At 62.4% G+C, this 19,031-nt stretch carries 17 protein-coding genes and 1 pseudogene; 10 read left to right on the top strand and 8 right to left on the bottom strand.

All coding sequences use genetic code 11. The features are described 5' to 3' along the window. Positions 1-10: 10 nt before the first annotated feature. The 9 genes from AC1DVN_RS27505 to AC1DVN_RS27465 all read left to right on the top strand — a co-directional run bounded on the left by AC1DVN_RS27505 (position 11) and on the right by AC1DVN_RS27465 (position 9,804). Positions 11-379 carry an ArsR/SmtB family transcription factor gene (locus AC1DVN_RS27505; protein ID WP_020909773.1) on the top strand — a complete coding sequence of 123 codons (369 nt, stop codon included), beginning with the start codon at positions 11-13 and terminating at the stop codon, positions 377-379. Between the two features lie 45 nt (positions 380-424). Then, positions 425-1,831 (top strand): substrate-binding protein, encoded by a 1,407-nt coding sequence (locus tag AC1DVN_RS27500; RefSeq protein WP_047889983.1) that lies wholly within the window; start codon positions 425-427, stop codon positions 1,829-1,831. A gap of 114 nt (positions 1,832-1,945) precedes the next feature. Further along, positions 1,946-3,511 carry an amidase gene (locus AC1DVN_RS27495; protein WP_477994480.1) on the top strand — a complete coding sequence of 522 codons (1,566 nt, stop codon included), beginning with the start codon at positions 1,946-1,948 and terminating at the stop codon, positions 3,509-3,511. A gap of 73 nt (positions 3,512-3,584) precedes the next feature. After that, positions 3,585-4,208, top strand: a complete 624-nt coding sequence (nthA, locus tag AC1DVN_RS27490) for a nitrile hydratase subunit alpha (RefSeq protein WP_042953455.1) — start codon at positions 3,585-3,587, stop codon at positions 4,206-4,208. 26 nt (positions 4,209-4,234) lie between these two features. Further along, a complete protein-coding gene (gene nthB / locus AC1DVN_RS27485) occupies positions 4,235-4,873 on the top strand; it encodes a nitrile hydratase subunit beta (RefSeq protein ID WP_003946075.1) in 639 nt (212 codons plus the stop codon). 38 nt (positions 4,874-4,911) lie between these two features. Beyond that, positions 4,912-6,111 carry a GTP-binding protein gene (locus AC1DVN_RS27480; RefSeq protein WP_477994476.1) on the top strand — a complete coding sequence of 400 codons (1,200 nt, stop codon included), beginning with the start codon at positions 4,912-4,914 and terminating at the stop codon, positions 6,109-6,111. A gap of 31 nt (positions 6,112-6,142) precedes the next feature. Beyond that, on the top strand, positions 6,143-7,084 hold the full coding sequence (locus AC1DVN_RS27475) for an SMP-30/gluconolactonase/LRE family protein (RefSeq protein WP_477994474.1): 942 nt from the start codon (positions 6,143-6,145) through the stop codon (positions 7,082-7,084). A 151-nt stretch (positions 7,085-7,235) separates the two neighbouring features. After that, the gene (locus AC1DVN_RS27470; RefSeq protein ID WP_041815445.1) at positions 7,236-9,053 is read left to right on the top strand and encodes an ABC transporter substrate-binding protein/permease; all 1,818 of its coding nucleotides are present in this window, start codon (positions 7,236-7,238) and stop codon (positions 9,051-9,053) included. 4 nt (positions 9,054-9,057) lie between these two features. Then, on the top strand, positions 9,058-9,804 hold the full coding sequence (locus AC1DVN_RS27465; protein WP_020909781.1) for an amino acid ABC transporter ATP-binding protein: 747 nt from the start codon (positions 9,058-9,060) through the stop codon (positions 9,802-9,804). Here AC1DVN_RS27465 and AC1DVN_RS27460 read toward each other — a convergent pair. The 7 genes from AC1DVN_RS27460 to AC1DVN_RS27430 all read right to left on the bottom strand — a co-directional run bounded on the left by AC1DVN_RS27460 (position 9,790) and on the right by AC1DVN_RS27430 (position 15,275). Continuing rightward, positions 9,790-10,971, bottom strand: coding sequence for an RNA polymerase sigma factor (locus tag AC1DVN_RS27460; protein ID WP_182261762.1), 1,182 nt, complete (start codon positions 10,969-10,971; stop codon positions 9,790-9,792). The genes AC1DVN_RS27465 and AC1DVN_RS27460 overlap by 15 nt on opposite strands. A gap of 8 nt (positions 10,972-10,979) precedes the next feature. Next, complete coding sequence (locus tag AC1DVN_RS27455; RefSeq protein ID WP_021346141.1) at positions 10,980-11,387, bottom strand: YciI family protein; 408 nt, start codon at positions 11,385-11,387, stop codon at positions 10,980-10,982. Positions 11,388-11,540: 153 nt separating this feature from the next. Then, positions 11,541-12,155, bottom strand: coding sequence for a response regulator transcription factor (locus AC1DVN_RS27450; RefSeq protein WP_322742249.1), 615 nt, complete (start codon positions 12,153-12,155; stop codon positions 11,541-11,543). Beyond that, on the bottom strand, positions 12,152-13,294 hold the full coding sequence (locus tag AC1DVN_RS27445; RefSeq protein WP_477994469.1) for a sensor histidine kinase: 1,143 nt from the start codon (positions 13,292-13,294) through the stop codon (positions 12,152-12,154). The genes AC1DVN_RS27450 and AC1DVN_RS27445 overlap by 4 nt, the downstream gene beginning before the upstream one ends. Positions 13,295-13,315: 21 nt before the next feature. Continuing rightward, positions 13,316-14,107 carry an ABC transporter permease gene (locus tag AC1DVN_RS27440; RefSeq protein WP_477994467.1) on the bottom strand — a complete coding sequence of 264 codons (792 nt, stop codon included), beginning with the start codon at positions 14,105-14,107 and terminating at the stop codon, positions 13,316-13,318. Beyond that, positions 14,104-15,042: an ABC transporter ATP-binding protein gene (locus AC1DVN_RS27435; RefSeq protein WP_019746143.1), complete on the bottom strand. Its 939-nt coding sequence runs from the start codon at positions 15,040-15,042 to the stop codon at positions 14,104-14,106. The genes AC1DVN_RS27440 and AC1DVN_RS27435 overlap by 4 nt, the downstream gene beginning before the upstream one ends. After that, entirely contained in the window at positions 15,039-15,275 is a 237-nt protein-coding gene (locus AC1DVN_RS27430) for a hypothetical protein (protein WP_019746144.1), read from the bottom strand. The genes AC1DVN_RS27435 and AC1DVN_RS27430 overlap by 4 nt, the downstream gene beginning before the upstream one ends. Positions 15,276-15,509: 234 nt before the next feature. Between AC1DVN_RS27430 and AC1DVN_RS27425 the strand changes: the two are divergent. Beyond that, positions 15,510-17,516: pseudogene (locus AC1DVN_RS27425) on the top strand (PhoX family protein); the annotation flags it as partial. A gap of 56 nt (positions 17,517-17,572) precedes the next feature. Here the strand turns inward: AC1DVN_RS27425 and AC1DVN_RS27420 are convergent. After that, positions 17,573-19,031 (bottom strand): DUF7927 domain-containing protein (locus AC1DVN_RS27420; RefSeq protein ID WP_477994465.1); only part of this gene is annotated, 1,459 nt, incomplete at its 5' end.

Below are 19,031 nucleotides of genomic sequence, written 5' to 3'. Positions count from 1 at the left end.
ACAGCACACAGTGACTACTCAAAGAAACGAAGAGTTGGCGTTTGCTGTGCTGGCCGACCAGGTGCGCCGACAGATTCTCGACACTCTGGCTACCCACGGCGAATGCAACGCAGGCTTCATCAGCGATCAAATTTCGACGGTCGGTCGCACCACGGTATCCACACATCTCAAGGCGCTGCGGCTGTCCGGAGTTATCGTCGAACGCCGTCAAGGACGTCATCGCTTGTTTTCGATCGATCCGTCTGGGCCCGCCAACGATGCACTCCAGTTCCTGCGCGACGTCCTCGGGCGAGCGCTGGAAGCAGGTTCGAACGCCTCCGAGTTGCCGACCACGGCGACTGAGGATTCCGACGCGGCTTCGGTGCGTCGCCGGGCTTGAGGCCCTGTTTGAGCCCCAGCATCTATTTCAGGCAGGAAGTAGAACGTGCCAGGTCTCTCCGTAACGGCACAGATCGTGACGACGGACCCGCCAGGGTCAGCCTTCGAGCGCTTCGAAACGGGGCAACTGCTCGAACTCGAATGTGAGCAACTGACGGTCGGGGCCGCCGTCGCCATCTCCCTTCCCGTCGGCGACGGCGCACGCGCAGATGTAGCCGGAATGCCGATCACTCTGTTGGGGTACGTCGCCGGCGTGAAGCGGGGCCGCTCGGTCGTGATCGTGCACCACCAACCGTGGCGCGGCCGTCTGACGATCCGGTTCTTTCCCGACGGCACCGGCACCCGACTCGTTCTCGAGTCCAGCCTCGATCAGGACGGCATTTCCTGGCTTGCCAACAAGCGCGGATTCGCTCCACCCGAACCTCCGCGCTCCGACCGACATCGGATCGGACTGCTGGTCAGCAAATCCGGCTCGGCGGCTGTATTCGCCCAGGCCACAGAAACACTCGCTGCCCTGGCGGTGGAAGAGATCAATGCAGACGGCGGTGTCGGCGGCGTTCTCGTCGACTTGGTGATCGGCGATGACGCTTCCGACTCGGCGGCCGGAGCGGCGACCGCACTGCGATTGGTGAAAAGCGGATGTCGCGCCATTTTTGCGTGCGTGACGTCGTCGACCTTCAACGCCGCCGCATCTGCGTTGCAAAACACCGGTGTGTTGTTGGTACACACAGTTCTCAACGAAGGAGGTCGATCGCGTCCGGGGATCCTTCGATTGGGTGAGCGGCCACTCGACCAGACGCGAGCGGGCATACCCGCAATGATGTCCGATACCGGTTCTCGCACTTGGTTCCTGGTCGGTCAGCAGTATTCGTGGTCGTTCGGAGCACATTGGGCGGCTCGGCGTGTGATCGCCGAATCCACAGGTTCGGTGGCCGGCGAAGTCTACGTACCGTTGGGAACAACCGACTTCTCACGGATCATCGAGTCGATAGTCGACTCCGGGGCGGAACTGATTCTTTCCACCCTGGTGGGCCATGACGAGGTCTTCTTCGAACGGCAATGCGCCCAGCACGGACTGCGGGCCACCACGCGGACGTTCGCGCTGGTCCTCGACGAGGCCACTCAGCAGCTCATCGGCAATTCCGATGCCGACGGAGTCTGGGCGGCATTCGGCTACTTTCAATCCGCAGCCGGCGAGCACGACCTCGAAAAGCGATACAGCGCAAGCTCGAACGAACTCCTGCCTCCGCTCAGTTCCCTGTCGGAGACAACGTACGAAGCGATCGTCGCTTACGCACGCGCAGTCGAACGAACGTCGGCGGGCGATCCGGAAACAGTACTTCGGCAGCTTGTCACAACGTCGAAAAGCTCGACGGACACCGGCGTTCCACTGCATCGCCCGATCCTGATCGCTGAATCACGCCATGGGCGTCTGTACCCCCGCTCTCTCTGAGCGCGCGTAACCCGAACTTAACGAGTCAATATGTCGATACCTATTGACGCAATTACTGATCCGGCCCTAGTCTGAAAGACAAGTGAAGCCGATCACATCAGGAGCACACTTCTCATGGCGACAATCCGACCTGACGACAATGCAATAGACACCGCTGCAAGGCATTACGGCATCACTCTCGACCAATCAGCCCGGCTCGAGTGGCCGGCACTGATCGACGGAGCACTGGGCTCCTACGACGTCGTCGACCAGTTGTACGCCGACGAGGCAACCCCGCCGACCACGTCACGCGAGCATGTGGTGCCAACTGCGAACGAAAACCCCTTGAGCGCTTGGTATGTGAACACAAGCATCCCGCCGACGTCGGACGGCGTCCTGACCGGCCGACGCGTGGCGATCAAGGACAACGTGACCGTGGCCGGAGTTCCGATGATGAACGGATCTCGGACGGTAGAGGGATTCACTCCGTCTCGCGACGCGACTGTGGTCACTCGACTACTGGCGGCCGGTGCAACCGTCGCAGGCAAAGCTGTGTGTGAGGACCTGTGTTTCTCCGGTTCGAGCTTCACACCGGCAAGCGGACCGGTCCGCAATCCATGGGACCCACAGCGTGAAGCAGGTGGATCATCCGGTGGCAGTGCAGCTCTCGTTGCAAACGGTGACGTCGATTTTGCCATCGGCGGGGATCAAGGCGGATCGATCCGGATCCCGGCGGCATTCTGCGGCGTCGTCGGACACAAGCCGACGTTCGGGCTCGTCCCGTATACCGGCGCATTTCCCATCGAGCGGACAATCGACCATCTCGGCCCGATCACACGCACGGTCCACGAAGCCGCACTGATGCTCTCGGTCATCGCCGGTCGCGACGGTAACGACCCACGCCAAGCCGACAGCGTCGAAGCAGGTGACTATCTGTCCACCCTCGACTCCGATGTGGATGGTCTGCGAATCGGGATCGTTCGAGAAGGTTTCGGGCACGCGGTCTCACAGCCCGAGGTCGACGACGCAGTCCGCGCAGCGGCACACAGTCTGACCGAAATCGGTTGCACGGTAGAGGAAGTAAACATCCCGTGGCACCTGCATGCTTTCCACATCTGGAACGTGATCGCCACGGACGGTGGTGCCTACCAGATGTTGGACGGCAACGGATACGGCATGAACGCCGAAGGTTTGTACGATCCGGAACTGATGGCACACTTTGCTTCTCGACGCATTCAGCACGCCGACGCTCTGTCCGAAACCGTCAAACTAGTGGCCCTGACCGGCCACCACGGCATCACCACCCTCGGCGGCGCGAGCTACGGCAAAGCCCGGAACCTCGTACCGCTCGCCCGCGCCGCCTACGACACTGCCTTGAGACAATTCGACGTCCTGGTGATGCCCACACTGCCCTACGTCGCATCCGAATTGCCGGCGAAGGACGTGGATCGTGCAACCTTCATCACGAAGGCTCTCGGGATGATCGCCAACACGGCACCATTCGACGTGACCGGACATCCGTCCCTGTCCGTTCCGGCCGGCCTGGTAAACGGGCTTCCGGTCGGAATGATGATCACCGGCAAGACCTTCGACGATGCGACGGTCCTCCGAGTCGGGCGCGCATTCGAAAAGCTTCGCGGCGCGTTTCCGACGCCTGCCGACCACATCTCCGACTCTGCACCACAACTCAGCCTCACCTAGTCCTGTATCCGCACTTGCACAAAAAATTCCTCCGATTCACACATGATCAGCCCGCATAGAAAAGGTGAACCAGATGTCAGTAACGATCGACCACACAACGGAGAACGCCGCACCGGCCCAGGCGCCGGTCTCCGATCGCGCGTGGGCCCTGTTCCGCGCACTCGACGGTAAGGGATTGGTACCCGACGGTTACGTCGAGGGATGGAAGAAGACCTTCGAGGAGGACTTCAGTCCAAGGCGCGGAGCGGAATTGGTCGCGCGGGCTTGGACCGACCCCGATTTCCGGCAACTGCTTCTCACCGACGGTACCGCCGCGGTTGCCCAGTACGGATATCTGGGCCCCCAGGGCGAATACATCGTGGCAGTCGAAGACACCCCGACCCTCAAGAACGTGATCGTGTGCTCGCTGTGTTCATGCACCGCGTGGCCCATCCTCGGTCTGCCGCCGACCTGGTACAAGAGTTTCGAATACCGTGCACGCGTGGTCCGCGAGCCACGGAAGGTTCTCTCCGAGATGGGAACCGAGATCGCGTCGGACGTCGAGATCCGCGTCTACGACACCACCGCCGAAACTCGGTACATGGTCCTACCGCAACGTCCCGCAGGAACCGAAGGCTGGAGCCGGGAACAACTGCAGGAAATCGTCACCAAGGACTGCCTGATCGGCGTCGCAGTCCCGCAGGTCCCCACCGTCTGACCACCCCGACAAGAAAGAAGCACACCATGGATGGAGTACACGATCTTGCCGGAGTTCAAGGCTTCGGCAAAGTCCCGCATACCGTCAACGCCGACATCGGCCCCACCTTCCACGCCGAGTGGGAACACCTGCCGTACAGCCTGATGTTCGCCGGTGTCGCCGAACTCGGGGCCTTCAGCGTCGACGAAGTTCGATACGTCGTCGAGCGGATGGAGCCCCGCCACTACATGATGACCCCGTACTACGAGCGGTACGTCATCGGCGTCGCGGCGCTGATGGTCGAAAAGGGAATCCTGACGCAGGAAGAGCTCGAAAGCCTTGCGGGAGGACCGTTCCCACTCTCCCGGCCCAGCGAATCCGAAGGCCGACCCGCTCGCGTCGACACAACCACCTTCGAGGTCGGTCAGCGAGTACGTGTGCGAGACGAATACGTTCCCGGGCATATTCGAATGCCTGCTTACTGCCGAGGACGGGTGGGGACCATCGCTCACCGGACCACCGAGAAGTGGCCGTTCCCCGACGCAATCGGTCACGGCCGCAACGACGCCGGCGAAGAACCCACCTACCACGTGACGTTCGCTGCGGAGGAATTGTTCGGCAGCGACACCGACGGCGGAAGCGTCGTTGTCGACCTCTTCGAGGGTTACCTCGAGCCTGCGGCCTGATCACAACGATTCACTCATTCGGAAGGACACTGGAAATCATGGTCGACACACGACTTCCGGTCACGGTGCTGTCAGGTTTCCTGGGCGCCGGGAAGACGACGCTACTCAACGAGATCCTGCGCAATCGGGAGGGCCGCCGGGTTGCGGTGATCGTCAACGACATGAGCAAAATCAACATCGACAGTGCAGAAGTCGAGCGTGAGATCTCGCTCAGTCGCTCCGAGGAGAAACTGGTCGAGATGACCAACGGCTGCATCTGCTGCACTCTGCGAGAGGATCTTCTTTCCGAGATAAGCGCCTTGGCCGCCGATGGCCGATTCGACTACCTTCTCATCGAATCTTCGGGCATCTCCGAACCGCTGCCCGTCGCGGAGACGTTCACCTTCATCGATACCGACGGCCATGCCCTGGCCGACGTCGCCCGACTCGACACCATGGTCACAGTCGTCGACGGCAACAGTTTTCTGCGCGACTACACGGCTGGAGGTCGCGTCGAAGCCGATGCCCCGGAAGATGAACGCGACATCGCGGATCTGCTTGTCGATCAGATCGAGTTTGCCGACGTCATCCTGGTGAGCAAGGCCGATCTCGTCTCGCACCAGCACCTGGTCGAATTGACTTCGGTCCTAAGATCTTTGAACGCAACTGCTGCGATAGTTCCGATGACTCTCGGCCGTATCCCACTCGACACGATTCTCGATACCGGCTTGTTCTCGCTCGAGAAAGCTGCTCAGGCCCCTGGATGGCTACAAGAACTCCAAGGTGAACACACCCCCGAAACCGAGGAGTACGGAATCGGTTCGGTGGTGTACCGCGAGCGCGCGCCCTTCCACCCACAACGCCTGCATGATTTCCTGAGCAGCGAGTGGACCAACGGAAAGTTACTTCGGGCCAAGGGCTACTACTGGAATGCCGGCCGGTTCACCGAGATCGGGAGTATTTCTCAGGCCGGTCATCTCATTCGCCACGGATACGTCGGCCGTTGGTGGAAGTTTCTACCCCGTGACGAGTGGCCGGCCGACGACTACCGTCGCGACGGAATCCTCGACAAGTGGGAAGAACCTGTCGGTGACTGCCGACAAGAACTCGTCTTCATCGGCCAATCCATCGACCCATCTCGACTGCACCGAGAACTCGACGCGTGTCTACTCACCACAGCCGAGATCGAACTCGGGCCAGACGTGTGGACCACCTGGAGCGACCCCCTGGGCGTCGGCTATACCGACCAGACCGTTTGATATTGGTCCGATTTGCCGTAAGTTGTGCGCAATGGGGCTATCACGCAACCGAACTCGGGCGTTGTTGATCGTCGCGGCAATCGCAGCCGGGACCGCTGTCGCGGCAATCGCAGCCGGGACCGCTGCCGCGGCGACGCCGGCGAAGGCCACCTGGACAACCGCGCCGATGTGCGGCGATTGGCAGGTCGAGACCGTAGCCCAAGGGTTGGAACAGCTTGAGAACCTCGAGACCGATGACAACGGCGGGTTCTACCTCTCCGGCGAGTCGAAGATCTATCACGTCGACGCCGAAGGACAGGTACGAACCGTCCTCGACGGCATGGCTGCTCCTGGCGGTTTGCAGCTCGACGGTTCGAGGCTGTCCTTCCTCACCAGACAGGACGGCAAGCTGTGGCACCTGGACACCACGACGGATCAGCTGTCCGCGCCCGCCGACTTCGCGGGCAACGGCTTGCTCCGCCTACCTGACGGCGATCTTCTGACGACGTGGGTCGGAACGGAGGGCGGCCAGTCGAAGGGCGTGTCGCGCTATCAACATGACTCCCGAACCGTCGTACCCAATTGGGCCGCAGTGCCACGTTCGGAGGGGCTCGCGCTCAGTCCGGATCATCGAGCCGTGTACACCGATGATCTGTTCACAGGTCAGATCATTCGAGTCCCTGTGGATACCCCTGATGCGTGGGCCGTTGTCGCAACCGTCCCGAGCCCGGTACCCGGTCTCGACGATCTGACCATGTCGCGGGATGGGATGCTCTACGTCGCTGCTCACCTCGAGGGCGCGATCTATCGTGTAGATCCCGAGACCGGGAAGTCCTGCGTCGTCGCTTCGGGTCTGTCGGGTGGGTGGACCGGGCCGAGTTCAGTGCGTATCGGCCGGGACGGCGACGGCCGGGCGCTCTACGTCACCGGCTTCGACGGGACACTGCGCCGCCTGGTACCTCCGGCGAGCGTCGAACTCGCACCGGTTCGGTAACTCCGTTCTCTTCGAGACGGGTTTCTCCGACCTGGCGATACTTAAAATCACGCTGATTTGAAGGCATGCCCGCAGCGCAGCGGCCGCTTGTCCGAAAACTGTCAACAGTTCTACACGGAGAAATGGCTACCCTTAGGTTTACGCTGCTCGCATGTTTTCTTCCGTCGCAGCGAAGATCCGCCTGGTGGTGGCACTGCTCCTCACTGCCCTCCTGGCGTTGACTCTGTCATCGTGCTCGAGTGGCTCGGATTCGTCGGCAGCCCCCACAGACCTGTGTGCACCTCCAGGAGTGGGAGCCGCAACCGCGGCGCCCACCAATCTGGATGCGGCAGCGGGTGCGGGCGCCGAAGACCGCTACACCACGGCCACCGTCACCCCGGTCGATCGGATCGACACCTCGAAGCTGAACTTGATCAAACCCGGGGTCATCACGGTCGGCACGCTCGGTGACGCGCCCCCGAGCATCTGCGTCAACTCCGAGAATCAGTACACCGGATACGACAACGAGCTGCTGAAGGCCGTCGCGGACAAGCTGGGCCTGAAGGTCGAGTTCGTCGGCACCGAGTTCGCCGGGCTCCTCGCCCAGGTTGCCGGTCGACGCTTCGACGTCGGCTCGTCGTCCATCACCACCACAGACGACCGTCGCAACACCGTCGGCTTCACCAACGGTTACGACTTCGGATACTTCTCCCTCGTCGTGCCTAACGGCAGCCCGATCACCGGCTTCGGAGACCTGGACGCATCAAAGCGCATCGGCGTCGTGCAGGGAACCGTGCAGGACGACTACGTCGTGAACACGCTCAAGCTCGATCCCGTGAAGTTTCCCGACTACGCCACGGCGTACGCGAACCTCAAGTCCGGACAGATCGACGCCTGGGTAGCTCCGTCTCAGCAGGCCGAAGGCGCAATCGCTCCGGGTGATCCGACCTCGATCATCCAGAACACCTTCTCGGTCAACAACTTCGTCGGCTGGGCGGTGAACAAGGAGAACCAGCCGCTGATCGACGCCCTCAACTCCGGCCTCGACGCAGTCATCGACGACGGAACCTGGTCTCAGCTGTACGCCGACTGGGTACCGCGCCAACTCCCTGAAGGCTGGAAGCCCGGATCCAAGGCCGCGGCCACTCCGGAACTGCCCGACTTCGCAGCCATTGCCGCGGAAAACGCAGCAAACGGTGACGGTGGCGATACTGCGTCGTACCAACCGAAGTCGACGCTCGAACAGCTCAAGGACACGTTCTTCGACTGGGATCTGTACAAGAAGGCATTCCCCGATCTCCTCAAGACCGGTCTTCCCAACACCCTGATCCTTGCGCTCGCGTCTGGCATCATCGGCACGATCCTCGGCATGCTGCTCGCTGTCGCCGGTATCTCGCGAACCCGTTGGCTGCGTTGGCCCGCCCGCGTCTACACCGACATCTTCCGTGGCCTGCCCGCCGTCGTCATCATCTTGATCATCGGGCTCGGCGTCGGACCGATCGTCAAGGGAATCACCGGAAGCAATCCGTACTGGCTCGGTGTCGCGGCGCTGTCACTGCTCGCGTCGGCGTACATCGGTGAGATCTTCAGATCCGGTATCCAGAGCGTCGAGTCCGGGCAGCTCGAGGCTTCACGTGCCCTCGGCTTCAGCTACCGCAAGTCCATGTCGCTGGTCGTCATCCCGCAGGGTGTACGACGCGTTCTGCCGGCGTTGATGAACCAGTTCATCTCGTTGATCAAGGACTCGTCGCTGATCTACTTCCTCGGTCTCCTCGTCACCCAGCGGGAGCTCTTTGCCGTCGGACGTGATCTCAACGCCCAGACCGGCAGCCTGTCCCCGCTCGTTGCGGCAGGCTTGTTCTACCTTGCTCTGACCATCCCGCTGACGCACCTCGTCAACTACATCGACAACCGACTCCGGACCGGACGCGCCGACACTTCAGGCACGTTGGATCCGCTCGAGCAGGCCATCGTCGTGGAAAGGGGCTGAGGACATGACCACCAGCTCTGAACTGAAGTCCGTATCGCTCACCGGCAAGGACCTGCATCTGTCCTTCGGCACAAACAAGGTGCTTCGCGGCGTCAACCTGCACGTCGACGCCGGAAACACCGTCACCGTCATCGGGCCCTCCGGTTCGGGCAAGTCGACGCTCCTGCGCGTGCTGAACCGTCTGCACGAGCCTGAGCAGGGTGACGTGCTGCTCGACGGGAAGTCCGTCTTGAAGGACAACCCCGACGAGCTTCGCCAGCGAATCGGCATGGTGTTCCAGCACTTCAACCTGTTCCCACACAAGACCGTCGCCGAGAACATCGCGCTCGGGCCGAACAAGCTCAAGGGGTTGTCCAAGGAACAAGCTCGGGCGCTCGCGCTCGAGCAGCTGGATCTGGTGGGGCTCAAGGAGAAGGCGGACTCGCGGCCCGGCAACCTTTCCGGTGGTCAGCAGCAGCGCGTCGCCATTGCCCGCGCCTTGGCGATGAAGCCCGAGGTCATGTTCTTCGACGAGGCGACGTCAGCTCTCGACCCCGAACTGGTCAAGGGTGTTCTGGCGTTGATGGCCGATCTCGCGAAGTCCGGTATGACCATGGTCGTCGTGACGCACGAAATGGGCTTCGCGCGTTCCGTTTCCGACAAGGTGCTCTTCATGGACCGCGGCGCCGTTGTCGAAACCGGTACTCCGGAACAGCTTTTCGACGATCCCGAGACCGATCGACTGCAGGCGTTCCTGTCACAGGTTCTCTGACCCAGGACGCTTCAGAGATCGACGGGCGTTGATCCTCGACGCCTGAAGCATCAGATGGTCACGTTCGGCGAGGTTGGATGCCTTGTGCGCTGCATCGGCATACAACCTCGCCGCCGTCTCCACGTCTCCGTCGCGTTCACGGAGATAGGCCTCGACTGCGGCATGGCGTGGAAGTGAATCGTCCAGCGCTGCAAGAGCTGCCAAGCCGGCGCGTGGCCCGTCCGCCTCGCCGACCGCCACCACTCGGTTGAGCCGGACGATCGGGCTGTCGGTCAGGGCTGCGAGTTCGTCGTACCACTCCACGATCTGCACCCAATCGGTCTCGTCTGCTGTGAGAGCGTCGGCATGAAGTGCGGCAATCGCGGCCTGGGCTTGGAACTCGCCCAATCGGTCGCGAGCGAGGGCTCCCTGAAGGATCACGACCCCTTCCGCGATCGTCTCGGTGTCCCACCGTCCGCGGTCCTGCTCGGCAAGCGGAACCAGGCTGCCGTCTGCGGCAGTGCGCGCGGCGCGGCGAGCGTGATGAAGCAGCATCAGAGCGAGCAACCCCGCCACCTCGGGATGATCGATCGCAGCGGCGAGCTGCCGGGTGAGCCTGATGGCCTCGGCAGCCAGGTCGACGTCGCCGGAGTACCCCTCGTTGAAGACCAGATAAAGGACACGTAGAACGGTGGCGACATCGCCGGGTTGCTCGAACCGGACGCCGGAGACCGTGCGCTTGGCTCGGCTGATGCGCTGAGCCATCGTCGCCTCAGGCACCAGGTAGGCCTGCGCAATCTGGCGAGTGGTCAGCCCGCCGACAGCGCGCAGCGTGAGTGCAACGGCGGACGACGGCGTCAACGACGGGTGAGCGCACAGAAAGTAGAGCTGGAGTGTGTCGTCCACGCCCGGCACCGACCCGCTGACCGGCCGCTCGCCTGGCTGCTCGTCAACCAGAAACTCCCGCTTGCGACGAGCCGCATCCGACCGGATCCCGTCGAGGAACCGCCGCCAGGCCACTGTGACCAGCCAGCCCTTGGGGTCCCGCGGCGGGTTGTCCGGCCAGGCCCTCACCGCCTCGAGCAGAGCGTCTTGCACGGCGTCCTCGGCCGACGCGAAATCTGCTCCGCGGCGGACGAGGATGCCGAGCACGCTCGGAGTCAGACGTCGAAGCAGCGCGTCGTCCATGAGAGTCGTCAGTCCGTGATGGTCGGCGGCTCGGTCAGGAACGGGCGCAGTTCGAGCCATTCGTGAATCGGCTTCCCGCCTGCGCCGGGCGCGGCCGAGAGCTCCCCGGCCAATTCGACGGCTCGGTCGTAGTTGTCGACGTCGATCACCATCCAGCCGGCAATGAGGTCTTTGGTTTCCGCGAACGGGCCGTCGGTGACCGGCGGGCGACCCTCACCGTCGTACCGGACAAAGGTGCCCTCAGGAGCGAGAGCCTGACCGTCGACGAACTCGCCCGCCTTCTCGAGCCGATCCGCGAAGTCCTGCATGTACTTCACGTGGGCCGTGATCTCTTCCGGTGTCCACTGGTCCATCGGCACGTCGTTGACTGCAGCCGGAGCGCCGCGGTAGTGCTTGAGCAGCAAGTACTTGGCCATCGTGAATCTCCTCTGTGTCGGTGCCACCCATTCTGGTCGCACTTCACTACAGGGACGAAGCAAGTCGGGGATTCTCGACATCGCAGGGCCTTCGGCCCTGTGCGCCTTTTTGGTAGTGCCCGCAACCAGAAAGGCGCACGGGGGCCGGAGGCCCTAAATCCACCCCTGCCGACGAGCGATCACTGCAGCTTCGTGCCGATTGGCCGCACCGAGTTTCGTGACAGCTGACGACAAATAGTTTCGGGTGGTACCCGCAGACAGGTGTGCCCGGGAAGCGATCTGCTCGATGGATGCCCCGTCGGCCGCGTATTCGAGTACGTCCGCCTCGCGCGGAGTAAGCGGTGAGTCGCCGGCGCCGATCGCCTCGGCAGCCAACGACGGGTCGACGTACCTCCCGCCGGCATGGACGCTGCGGACCACCTCGGCGAGCGTCGCCGCAGGCGTCGTCTTCGGTAGAAACCCGCGGACACCTGCTGACAGTGCCTTCTTCAAGTACCCGGGACGCCCGTGGCTCGTCACGATGATCGAGACGCACCCCGAGACCGTCTGCGCAATCTGCTGCGCCGTCTCGATGCCGTCGATACCCGCCATCTGAAGGTCGAGCACTGCTACGTGAGGTCGATGCTTTGCAGCAGCGATCACGGCATCCTCGCCGGATTCGGCTTCTGCCACGACAACGATGTCGTCCTCGAGCGACAACATCATGGCCAGAGCCGAGCGGATCAGGTTCTCGTCGTCGGCCAGCAGTACCTTGATCGGCTCGGTCACCGAGACTCCTTCGTTCGGGACGGAAAGTGGGCGGTGAGGGTGAAGCGATCTTCGTCCTGCACGGTTTCGACAGTTCCTCCGACGGCGCCGACGCGCTCGCGCAATCCGTTCAGGCCGGTTCCGTTGTTCGGCTCTGCGATCCGTGCGCCGTCGTTGGCAATCACGATGCCGTCCGCGAACACCTCGATGCTGCAATTCTCGGCACTGGAGTGCCGGAGAATGTTGGTCACGCCTTCACGGACGACCCAGGCAGCGGCTTCGGCCAGTTCCACCGGCAGTTGATCTGCCGATCCACGTATCGCGGTGGAGATTCCGGCGGCCTCGAGCAGAGACTGCGCACCGGCCAACTCGGATGCCAAGGCGATGGACCGGTATCCCCGAACCAACTCGCGCGCTTCGTCGAGAGAATCTTGCGCAAGTTCGCGTACTTCGTCCATCTGCGCGGCTGCACGATCGTCACCGCGCCGTGAAAGAGTCGCTGCAAGTTCACTTTTCACCGCAATTGCAGACAGCGCACGCCCGACGACGTCATGGAGATCGCGCGAAAATCGCAACCGCTCCTCGGCGACGGACAGGGCAGCGGCAGCTCCGCGAGCCTCGTCCAATTCGGTGACCATGCGAAGCAGCCACACCGACATGTAAACGGTCAGCCCCATGAAGGCGGCGACGATTCCGACGGACACGCCGCTTTCCGGACCCGCAAGCAGTCCCAGTACAACCCCGGCGGCCACCGAGCCCACGATCAGCCAGCGCAACGACGTCAACCCCGCAAGGGGCACGACAAGGATTGCCGCCAACCAGAAATACGGGCCGTTCTCGCCATTGCTTCCCAAGGCGATTCCCGCCGAGCAGAACGCGGACAATGTCATCACGGCAAGAGGAATCTGGACGGGCTTGGCCACGACTCCGCCCAGATCTGACATCCGAGAGACGGCGATGGCGCACGCAACGGCACTGATCCCGAGGAAGACACCCGACAGGTACCGATCCGCAACGATCTCGGTGACCGCACCGAAGCCACCGAAAACCACTGCGACCATGATGAACGATTGCCGCGTGTAGAGGCGAACCTTGTCGACGTTCGACGCGGTTCGCCACGTCCGTCTCGGATTCCAGCGTCCGAAGTTCTGCGCGATCATGCCCACTACCTTCTCAGAGTTCTACGAACGCGGTTCCCAGCGGAAGTGGACGTTCGCGATCAGAACCGAACCGACGATCCACGCCAGCATGACCAACAGCGGTTGCCCAGCCGAACCGAAGGTGTCGACAAATCCGGCCGCCGCACCGGGCGAATCGCCCAGATCAGCCAGTTCGCCAGTGGTCCGCCCCAGCCATCCGAGATTGAGATGGTCGACTACTGCGGCCAGCGGAGTGAAATCGAGAATGCGAGCAACGTTGTCCGGCACGACATTCCTGATCGAAGACATACCTGCCGTCGCCAGAATCAGAATCGGCATGCAGGTGATCTGCGCCGCCTCTGCGTTCCGAGTGACAGCCGAAGTGATCAACGCCAGCGCTGTGAAGAGCGCGGCGCCGCCGATCACCGCGACCAGCACCAGCACCGGATTGACCGGAGCACTGCCGCCGAGAACCATCACGGCGATCCCGATGACCACCGTCAACAGGGCGGTGAGAACCCACGACGGCACTGCCGGGCCCGCCAGGATCTCGGCGTCGCTGCATTCCCCGGTCCGTAGTCGCTTGAGAACCAACTCGTCACGGCGCGTCGCGTACACCGACAGCAAGTTGTAGAAGACCACGAAGACGAGAAGGAAGAGCGCAAATACCTCGAGGCCTGCGGACACCGACTTGTCCGACAGCCCGCCGTCTCGCGACAGGTACAGCATTCCCACGGGAAAGATCAGCGGGAGGACGATTGCATTGAAGAGCAACAGTCGATTTCGTCCCAGGAGCGTGAACTCCGAACGAGACAGGGTTGCTATGCGGTTCATGCCGACGCTCCTTCGAGAGTTGCGTGATGATCGAATTGGTCTGCAATGGAGAGGAATACTGTCTCCAGGGACGCCGCTCGGGCATCCAAGCCGGTCAGCAAGACATCATTGTGCTGCGCCCACAGCAGCAGTTCCGTCAGCGTCTCCTGGACGGTGCGAGTGGTGATCAGCACCAGATCATTTTCGACGCGCACCTCGGCGCCGGCCAGCGCTGGGAGCGGAAGACCTGGGCGGTGCAGTTTGATCTGGGCGGGATGATCTGCGACGACGTCCGCCACGGTTCCGCTGCGCACGACCGATCCACGGTGCATGATCGCCAATTGGTCGCACAAGGATTCAGCTTCGTCCAGGTAGTGCGTCGTCAACATGATGGTGACGCCCGACGCTTTCAAGTCAGCGATCAATTGCCAAGTGTTACGACGACTTTCGGGATCCAAACCAGTAGTCGGTTCGTCGAGGAACAGTACGAGTGGCCGGCCGATGATCGCGCACGCCAGATCCAGTCGGCGCGCTTCACCGCCCGAGAGGAACTTCACGCGGGTATCGCCACGGTCACGCATGTCCACGCGCTCGAGCACCTCGTCGACGGGAAGCGGATTCGAGCACGTTCCGGCCCACATCGCCAAACTCTCACGAGCAGTCAGGTCTTGGGGAAGCCCACCCTTCTGGAGCATGATGCCAAGCGACGGTCGAATCTGCTTGCGGTTGCGCACCGGATCCATTCCCAGAACGCGCACCGTACCGGCGCTGGCTCGTGAAAGGCCCTGAATCACTTCGAGAGTGGATGTCTTGCCGGCACCGTTTGTTCCGAGGAGGCCGAACAGCTCGCCTTCCTGAACACTCAGATCCAGATTGCGAACAGCATCGAACGCCTCCTTGCCGGAGCCGTAGCGCCGCGACATTCCGACTACGTCGATCACGGGATCGCCCTTCATCGCTGCGCCTCCTCTCGGTTCCAGCTGCGCAGTCCGATCGTGAATCGAATGCCCGCGTAGACCGCGAGAGCGGCAACAAGAATCCAGGACACCGGATTGGAGCCGATGATCGCGAACACCCCTCCGATGATCGCGATGTTCACCACGATCACAACAAGTTCGCGGCCCATCGTGGGTGCGGGTCCGATGTCCATCAGGTCCGTCAGGAGGCTTCCCTCATGTGGTTCTCTCATGCCTCCAAGCCTCGCGGGAAGTCCGCGACGAAAACAGTGCACAGCGTCATCACCTGCGGTGACACCGTCATGGATCGGCGATGACAAATGTCATGCGACGTCCCCGCGGGGACGCGTCGTAAATTGCAGGTAAGGGTCGCCTCGTTGTTTTGCCGTTCATTTTTACGTTCCTTTACCCTCGCTTAGAGCTTCTACGGTTCCCGAAGTCCGTACATCGAATCTCGGGAGTTCACGGTGGCTATCAAGCCTTTGGCCTTGTTCGTCAAACACGACGGCGTGTCTGCACGCGCGTCGATCACCTGCCAGTACAAGTGCGGAAACGCGTGCTCTCATGAGGTCCCCAACACCTCGGGCGGCGAATACTTCCGCGATATCGCACGCACGGCACTGACTCGTCGCGGCATGCTCCGGGGCAGCGGCATGGCAGTCCTCGCGGTGGGAGCAGGCAGCGCCCTCGTCGCATGTTCGGACGAATCCGCAAGTGCGGAACCGGGAACCGGTTCGACGAGCGGCAGCAGCGGCGGAACCACACCAGCGGGGACGAACTTCGACGCCGTCGCGCCCAACAAGGAAGACAAGGTCACCGTCCCTGACGGATACGATCAGGCCGTCGTCATCCGTTGGGGTGACGCCGTTCTCGCCGGAGCCCCGGCATTCGACTTCGACAAGCAGACTGCGGCAGCACAGGAACTGCAGTTCGGATTCAACAACGACTTCGCCGGATTGCTCCCGGTCGACGGGCAGCCCAACACCTACCTCCTCGTGGTCAATCACGAATACTCCACCGAGCCGGCGATGTTCCGCGGCTACGATGCGGAGAACCCGACCGAGGAGCAGTTCAAGATCGGCCTGGCCAGCCACGGACTGTCGGTCGTCCAGGTCAAGGGCGAATCCGACAACGGCAAGCTGGTACCGGAGATCGGATCGAACAACCGCCGCATCACCGGAACCACGGAGTTTGTCGTGACCGGCCCCGCTGCAGGTAGCGACTTCCTCAAGACGAGTGCCGATCCCACGGGAACCAAAGTGCTCGGCACCCTCAACAATTGCGCTGGCGGCGTCACACCCTGGGGCACAGTGCTTTCCGGCGAAGAGAACTTCAACCAGTACTTCGCGAACGCCGAGGGTGTCACCGATCCCACGGTGGCAGCCCGGCTGAAGCGCTACGGTCTGGCCGGAGCCGCTTCCGAGCGCAAGTGGGAACGCTTCGACAAGCGGTTCGATCTGGTCGCAGAACCCAACGAGGTCAACCGATTCGGATACGTCGTCGAGATCGATCCCTGGGATCCGTCGTCGACTCCGATCAAGCACACAGCGCTCGGACGTTTCAAGCACGAAGCCGCCACCATTTACATCACGTCGGACGGTACCGTCGTCGCCTACAGCGGCGACGACGAGCGCTTCGACTACATGTACAAGTTCGTTTCGAGCCGAAAGATGCAGGACGGCAAGAGTCAGGCAGCCATGCGCCACAACATGACTCTGCTCGACGCCGGAACACTGTACGTTGCAAAGCTCAGCGGAAACTCCGCCGGCGAGATCGACGGAACCGGCAAGCTCCCGTCGGACGGCACGTTCGACGGAACCGGCGAGTGGGTAGCCATCCTGCGCACCGGCGAAGACGGCAAGGGCGAATCGCTGGTAGACGGTATGAGCGCCGAAGAGGTCGCCGTCTTCACCCGCCAGGCCGGTGACAAGGTCGGGGCAACGAAGATGGACCGCCCCGAGGACTTCGAGGCAAACCCGAAGAGCGGCAAGGTTTACGTCGCACTGACCAACAACACCAAGCGCGGAGTCGACGGTGGCGCCGTGGCCGACGAGGCGAACCCGAGGAACAACAACAAGAACGGCCAGGTCCTCGAAATCACCGATGACCACGCCGGCACCACCTTCGGCTGGAATCTTCTTCTCGTCTGCGGAGATCCGGCCACAGCCGATACTTACTTCGGCGGGTTCGACAAGAGCAAGGTCAGCCCCATCTCATGCCCGGACAACCTTGCCTTCGACCCGCACGGCAATCTGTGGATCTCCACCGACGGCAACGCACTCAAGTCCAACGACGGACTGTTCAGCGTTGTCCTCGAAGGCGAAAACCGCGGTGAGACAAAGCAGTTCCTCACCGTTCCCGTCGGCGCCGAAACCTGCGGCCCCATCGTGGACGAGAAGCGCGTCATCGTCTGCGTCCAGCACCCCGGCGAGACCGACGACGCCAGCATCGAAAGCCCCGCATCCCATTGGCCCCAGATCGCATACTCTGCGATCTGCCCCACGTCGTTTACCTCAGATTCTCAAGAGAATCAGTTGTCACCATCCTCGCGACGCTTACGCGTCAGGAGAACAACACCCGTTCCCAGCGCCAGCAGCAGAACCAAACCGCCTGCCGCGAGCAACCCGGTGTTCACGCCACTCTCACCAGCGCCACCACCCGAGTTGATCGTTCCACCCTGAGGAGCAGACGTCGGCGGCTTCGGCTGACCCGGCTGACCCGGGTTTGCTGTCGGCGGCTTCAGCTGTCCCGGAACCGTGCTCGGAACCGGCTGACCCGGAACCGTCGGCGGTACGACGATCGGAGGCACAACGACGATCGGGGGAATGATGATCGTCGGTGTAACCGGCACCGTCGTGTTCGGAACCGTCGTGGTCGGCGGAACTGTCGTGACCGGCGGCGTTGTCGTCGGCGGCGTCGTTGTCGTCACGCCACACGGATCCACAATCTCCTCCGCGACAACTTCTTCTGTCGTGGTCTCCTCTGTGGTGGTCTCCTCCGTGGTGGTGGATTCCTCCGTACCGGTCACATCAGCGTCACCGGCAGTGGTCGCGCTAGCCGTCGTCGTCGCAACCGTTGTGGTCGGAACCATCCGCGTGGTCGTCGTCGGAGGAACACAGGGCTCCGTCGTAACCGGCGGCGTCGTGGTTGTGGTCGTCGGAGGCACCGTGGTGGTGGTCTCCGGCGGGTCCACCGGGTGTTCGGTGCAGAGAGCGTCGCCCGGAACACAGTCCACCGGCGGGTTCTCGCCACCAACCACCAGGTAGTTGTTCAGGACGCCCGGAGTGAATCCGGGACCTGACAACGTTCCGATCTCAGGATTGACCTTGACGGTGTACGTCACCGTCGCGCTCTCACCCTTGGCCAGCTTTCCGGTGACCGTGAAGACGTTGTCGACGACACCCGAAACAACCAGCGTGGAAGTAGTAGCCGGATTCTTCGTCATTACTGCATCGTCGAGAACATCAGTCAGATCGTCGTAGAAGCTGATCTCACCATCCGCGGTGCCCACATTCTTGAACGTGAGCGTGTACGTGATCTCCTGGCCGCCAACCACACGGTTCGTGGTGGACGGGTCAGAGGACTTCAGTACCTCGATTGCGGGAGTGCCATCAACCGGGTGTTCGGTCGTCACCGGCGGAGGAGTGATCTCCGGACCGGTCGGCGGCTTCGCAGTACCGGTGACCTTGTTGTTGACCAGAACCCCGCCGGCAACACCGTCGTTGACCTTCACCTGATAGGTCAGAACAACCGACTTACCGGCCTCGAGTGCACCCGTCCAGGAGAGCGTGGTACCCTCGAGGGTCGGAGCAGTCGCGTCGACACCGTCGACCGTCGCCTTGAGCGAACCGTCCACCAACGCGGCGTTGTCGAGAACCTTCGACAGATCATCGGTCAACACCACCGGATCAAGGGTCGTGTTACCCGTGTTCGCACCGGTCACCGTGTACGTGATCGTCTGACCAGCAGCAACATTGGTACCCGACCGA

This window comes from Rhodococcus sp. P4_E4 (assembly GCF_056401575.1).
This window is presented reverse-complemented; position numbering and strand designations above follow the sequence as displayed.

Coding starts and splice junctions, on each gene's coding strand:
- AC1DVN_RS27480 (WP_477994476.1), top strand. CDS start 4,912: ATGGTCGACACACGACTTCCGGTCACGGTGCTGTCAGGTTTCCTGGGC.
- AC1DVN_RS27465 (WP_020909781.1), top strand. CDS start 9,058: ATGACCACCAGCTCTGAACTGAAGTCCGTATCGCTCACCGGCAAGGAC.
- AC1DVN_RS27430 (WP_019746144.1), bottom strand. CDS start 15,275: ATGAGAGAACCACATGAGGGAAGCCTCCTGACGGACCTGATGGACATC.
- AC1DVN_RS27495 (WP_477994480.1), top strand. CDS start 1,946: ATGGCGACAATCCGACCTGACGACAATGCAATAGACACCGCTGCAAGG.
- AC1DVN_RS27455 (WP_021346141.1), bottom strand. CDS start 11,387: ATGGCCAAGTACTTGCTGCTCAAGCACTACCGCGGCGCTCCGGCTGCA.
- AC1DVN_RS27440 (WP_477994467.1), bottom strand. CDS start 14,107: ATGAACCGCATAGCAACCCTGTCTCGTTCGGAGTTCACGCTCCTGGGA.
- AC1DVN_RS27445 (WP_477994469.1), bottom strand. CDS start 13,294: ATGATCGCGCAGAACTTCGGACGCTGGAATCCGAGACGGACGTGGCGA.
- AC1DVN_RS27470 (WP_041815445.1), top strand. CDS start 7,236: ATGTTTTCTTCCGTCGCAGCGAAGATCCGCCTGGTGGTGGCACTGCTC.
- nthA (WP_042953455.1), top strand. CDS start 3,585: ATGTCAGTAACGATCGACCACACAACGGAGAACGCCGCACCGGCCCAG.
- AC1DVN_RS27460 (WP_182261762.1), bottom strand. CDS start 10,971: ATGGACGACGCGCTGCTTCGACGTCTGACTCCGAGCGTGCTCGGCATC.
- AC1DVN_RS27435 (WP_019746143.1), bottom strand. CDS start 15,042: ATGAAGGGCGATCCCGTGATCGACGTAGTCGGAATGTCGCGGCGCTAC.
- AC1DVN_RS27475 (WP_477994474.1), top strand. CDS start 6,143: ATGGGGCTATCACGCAACCGAACTCGGGCGTTGTTGATCGTCGCGGCA.
- nthB (WP_003946075.1), top strand. CDS start 4,235: ATGGATGGAGTACACGATCTTGCCGGAGTTCAAGGCTTCGGCAAAGTC.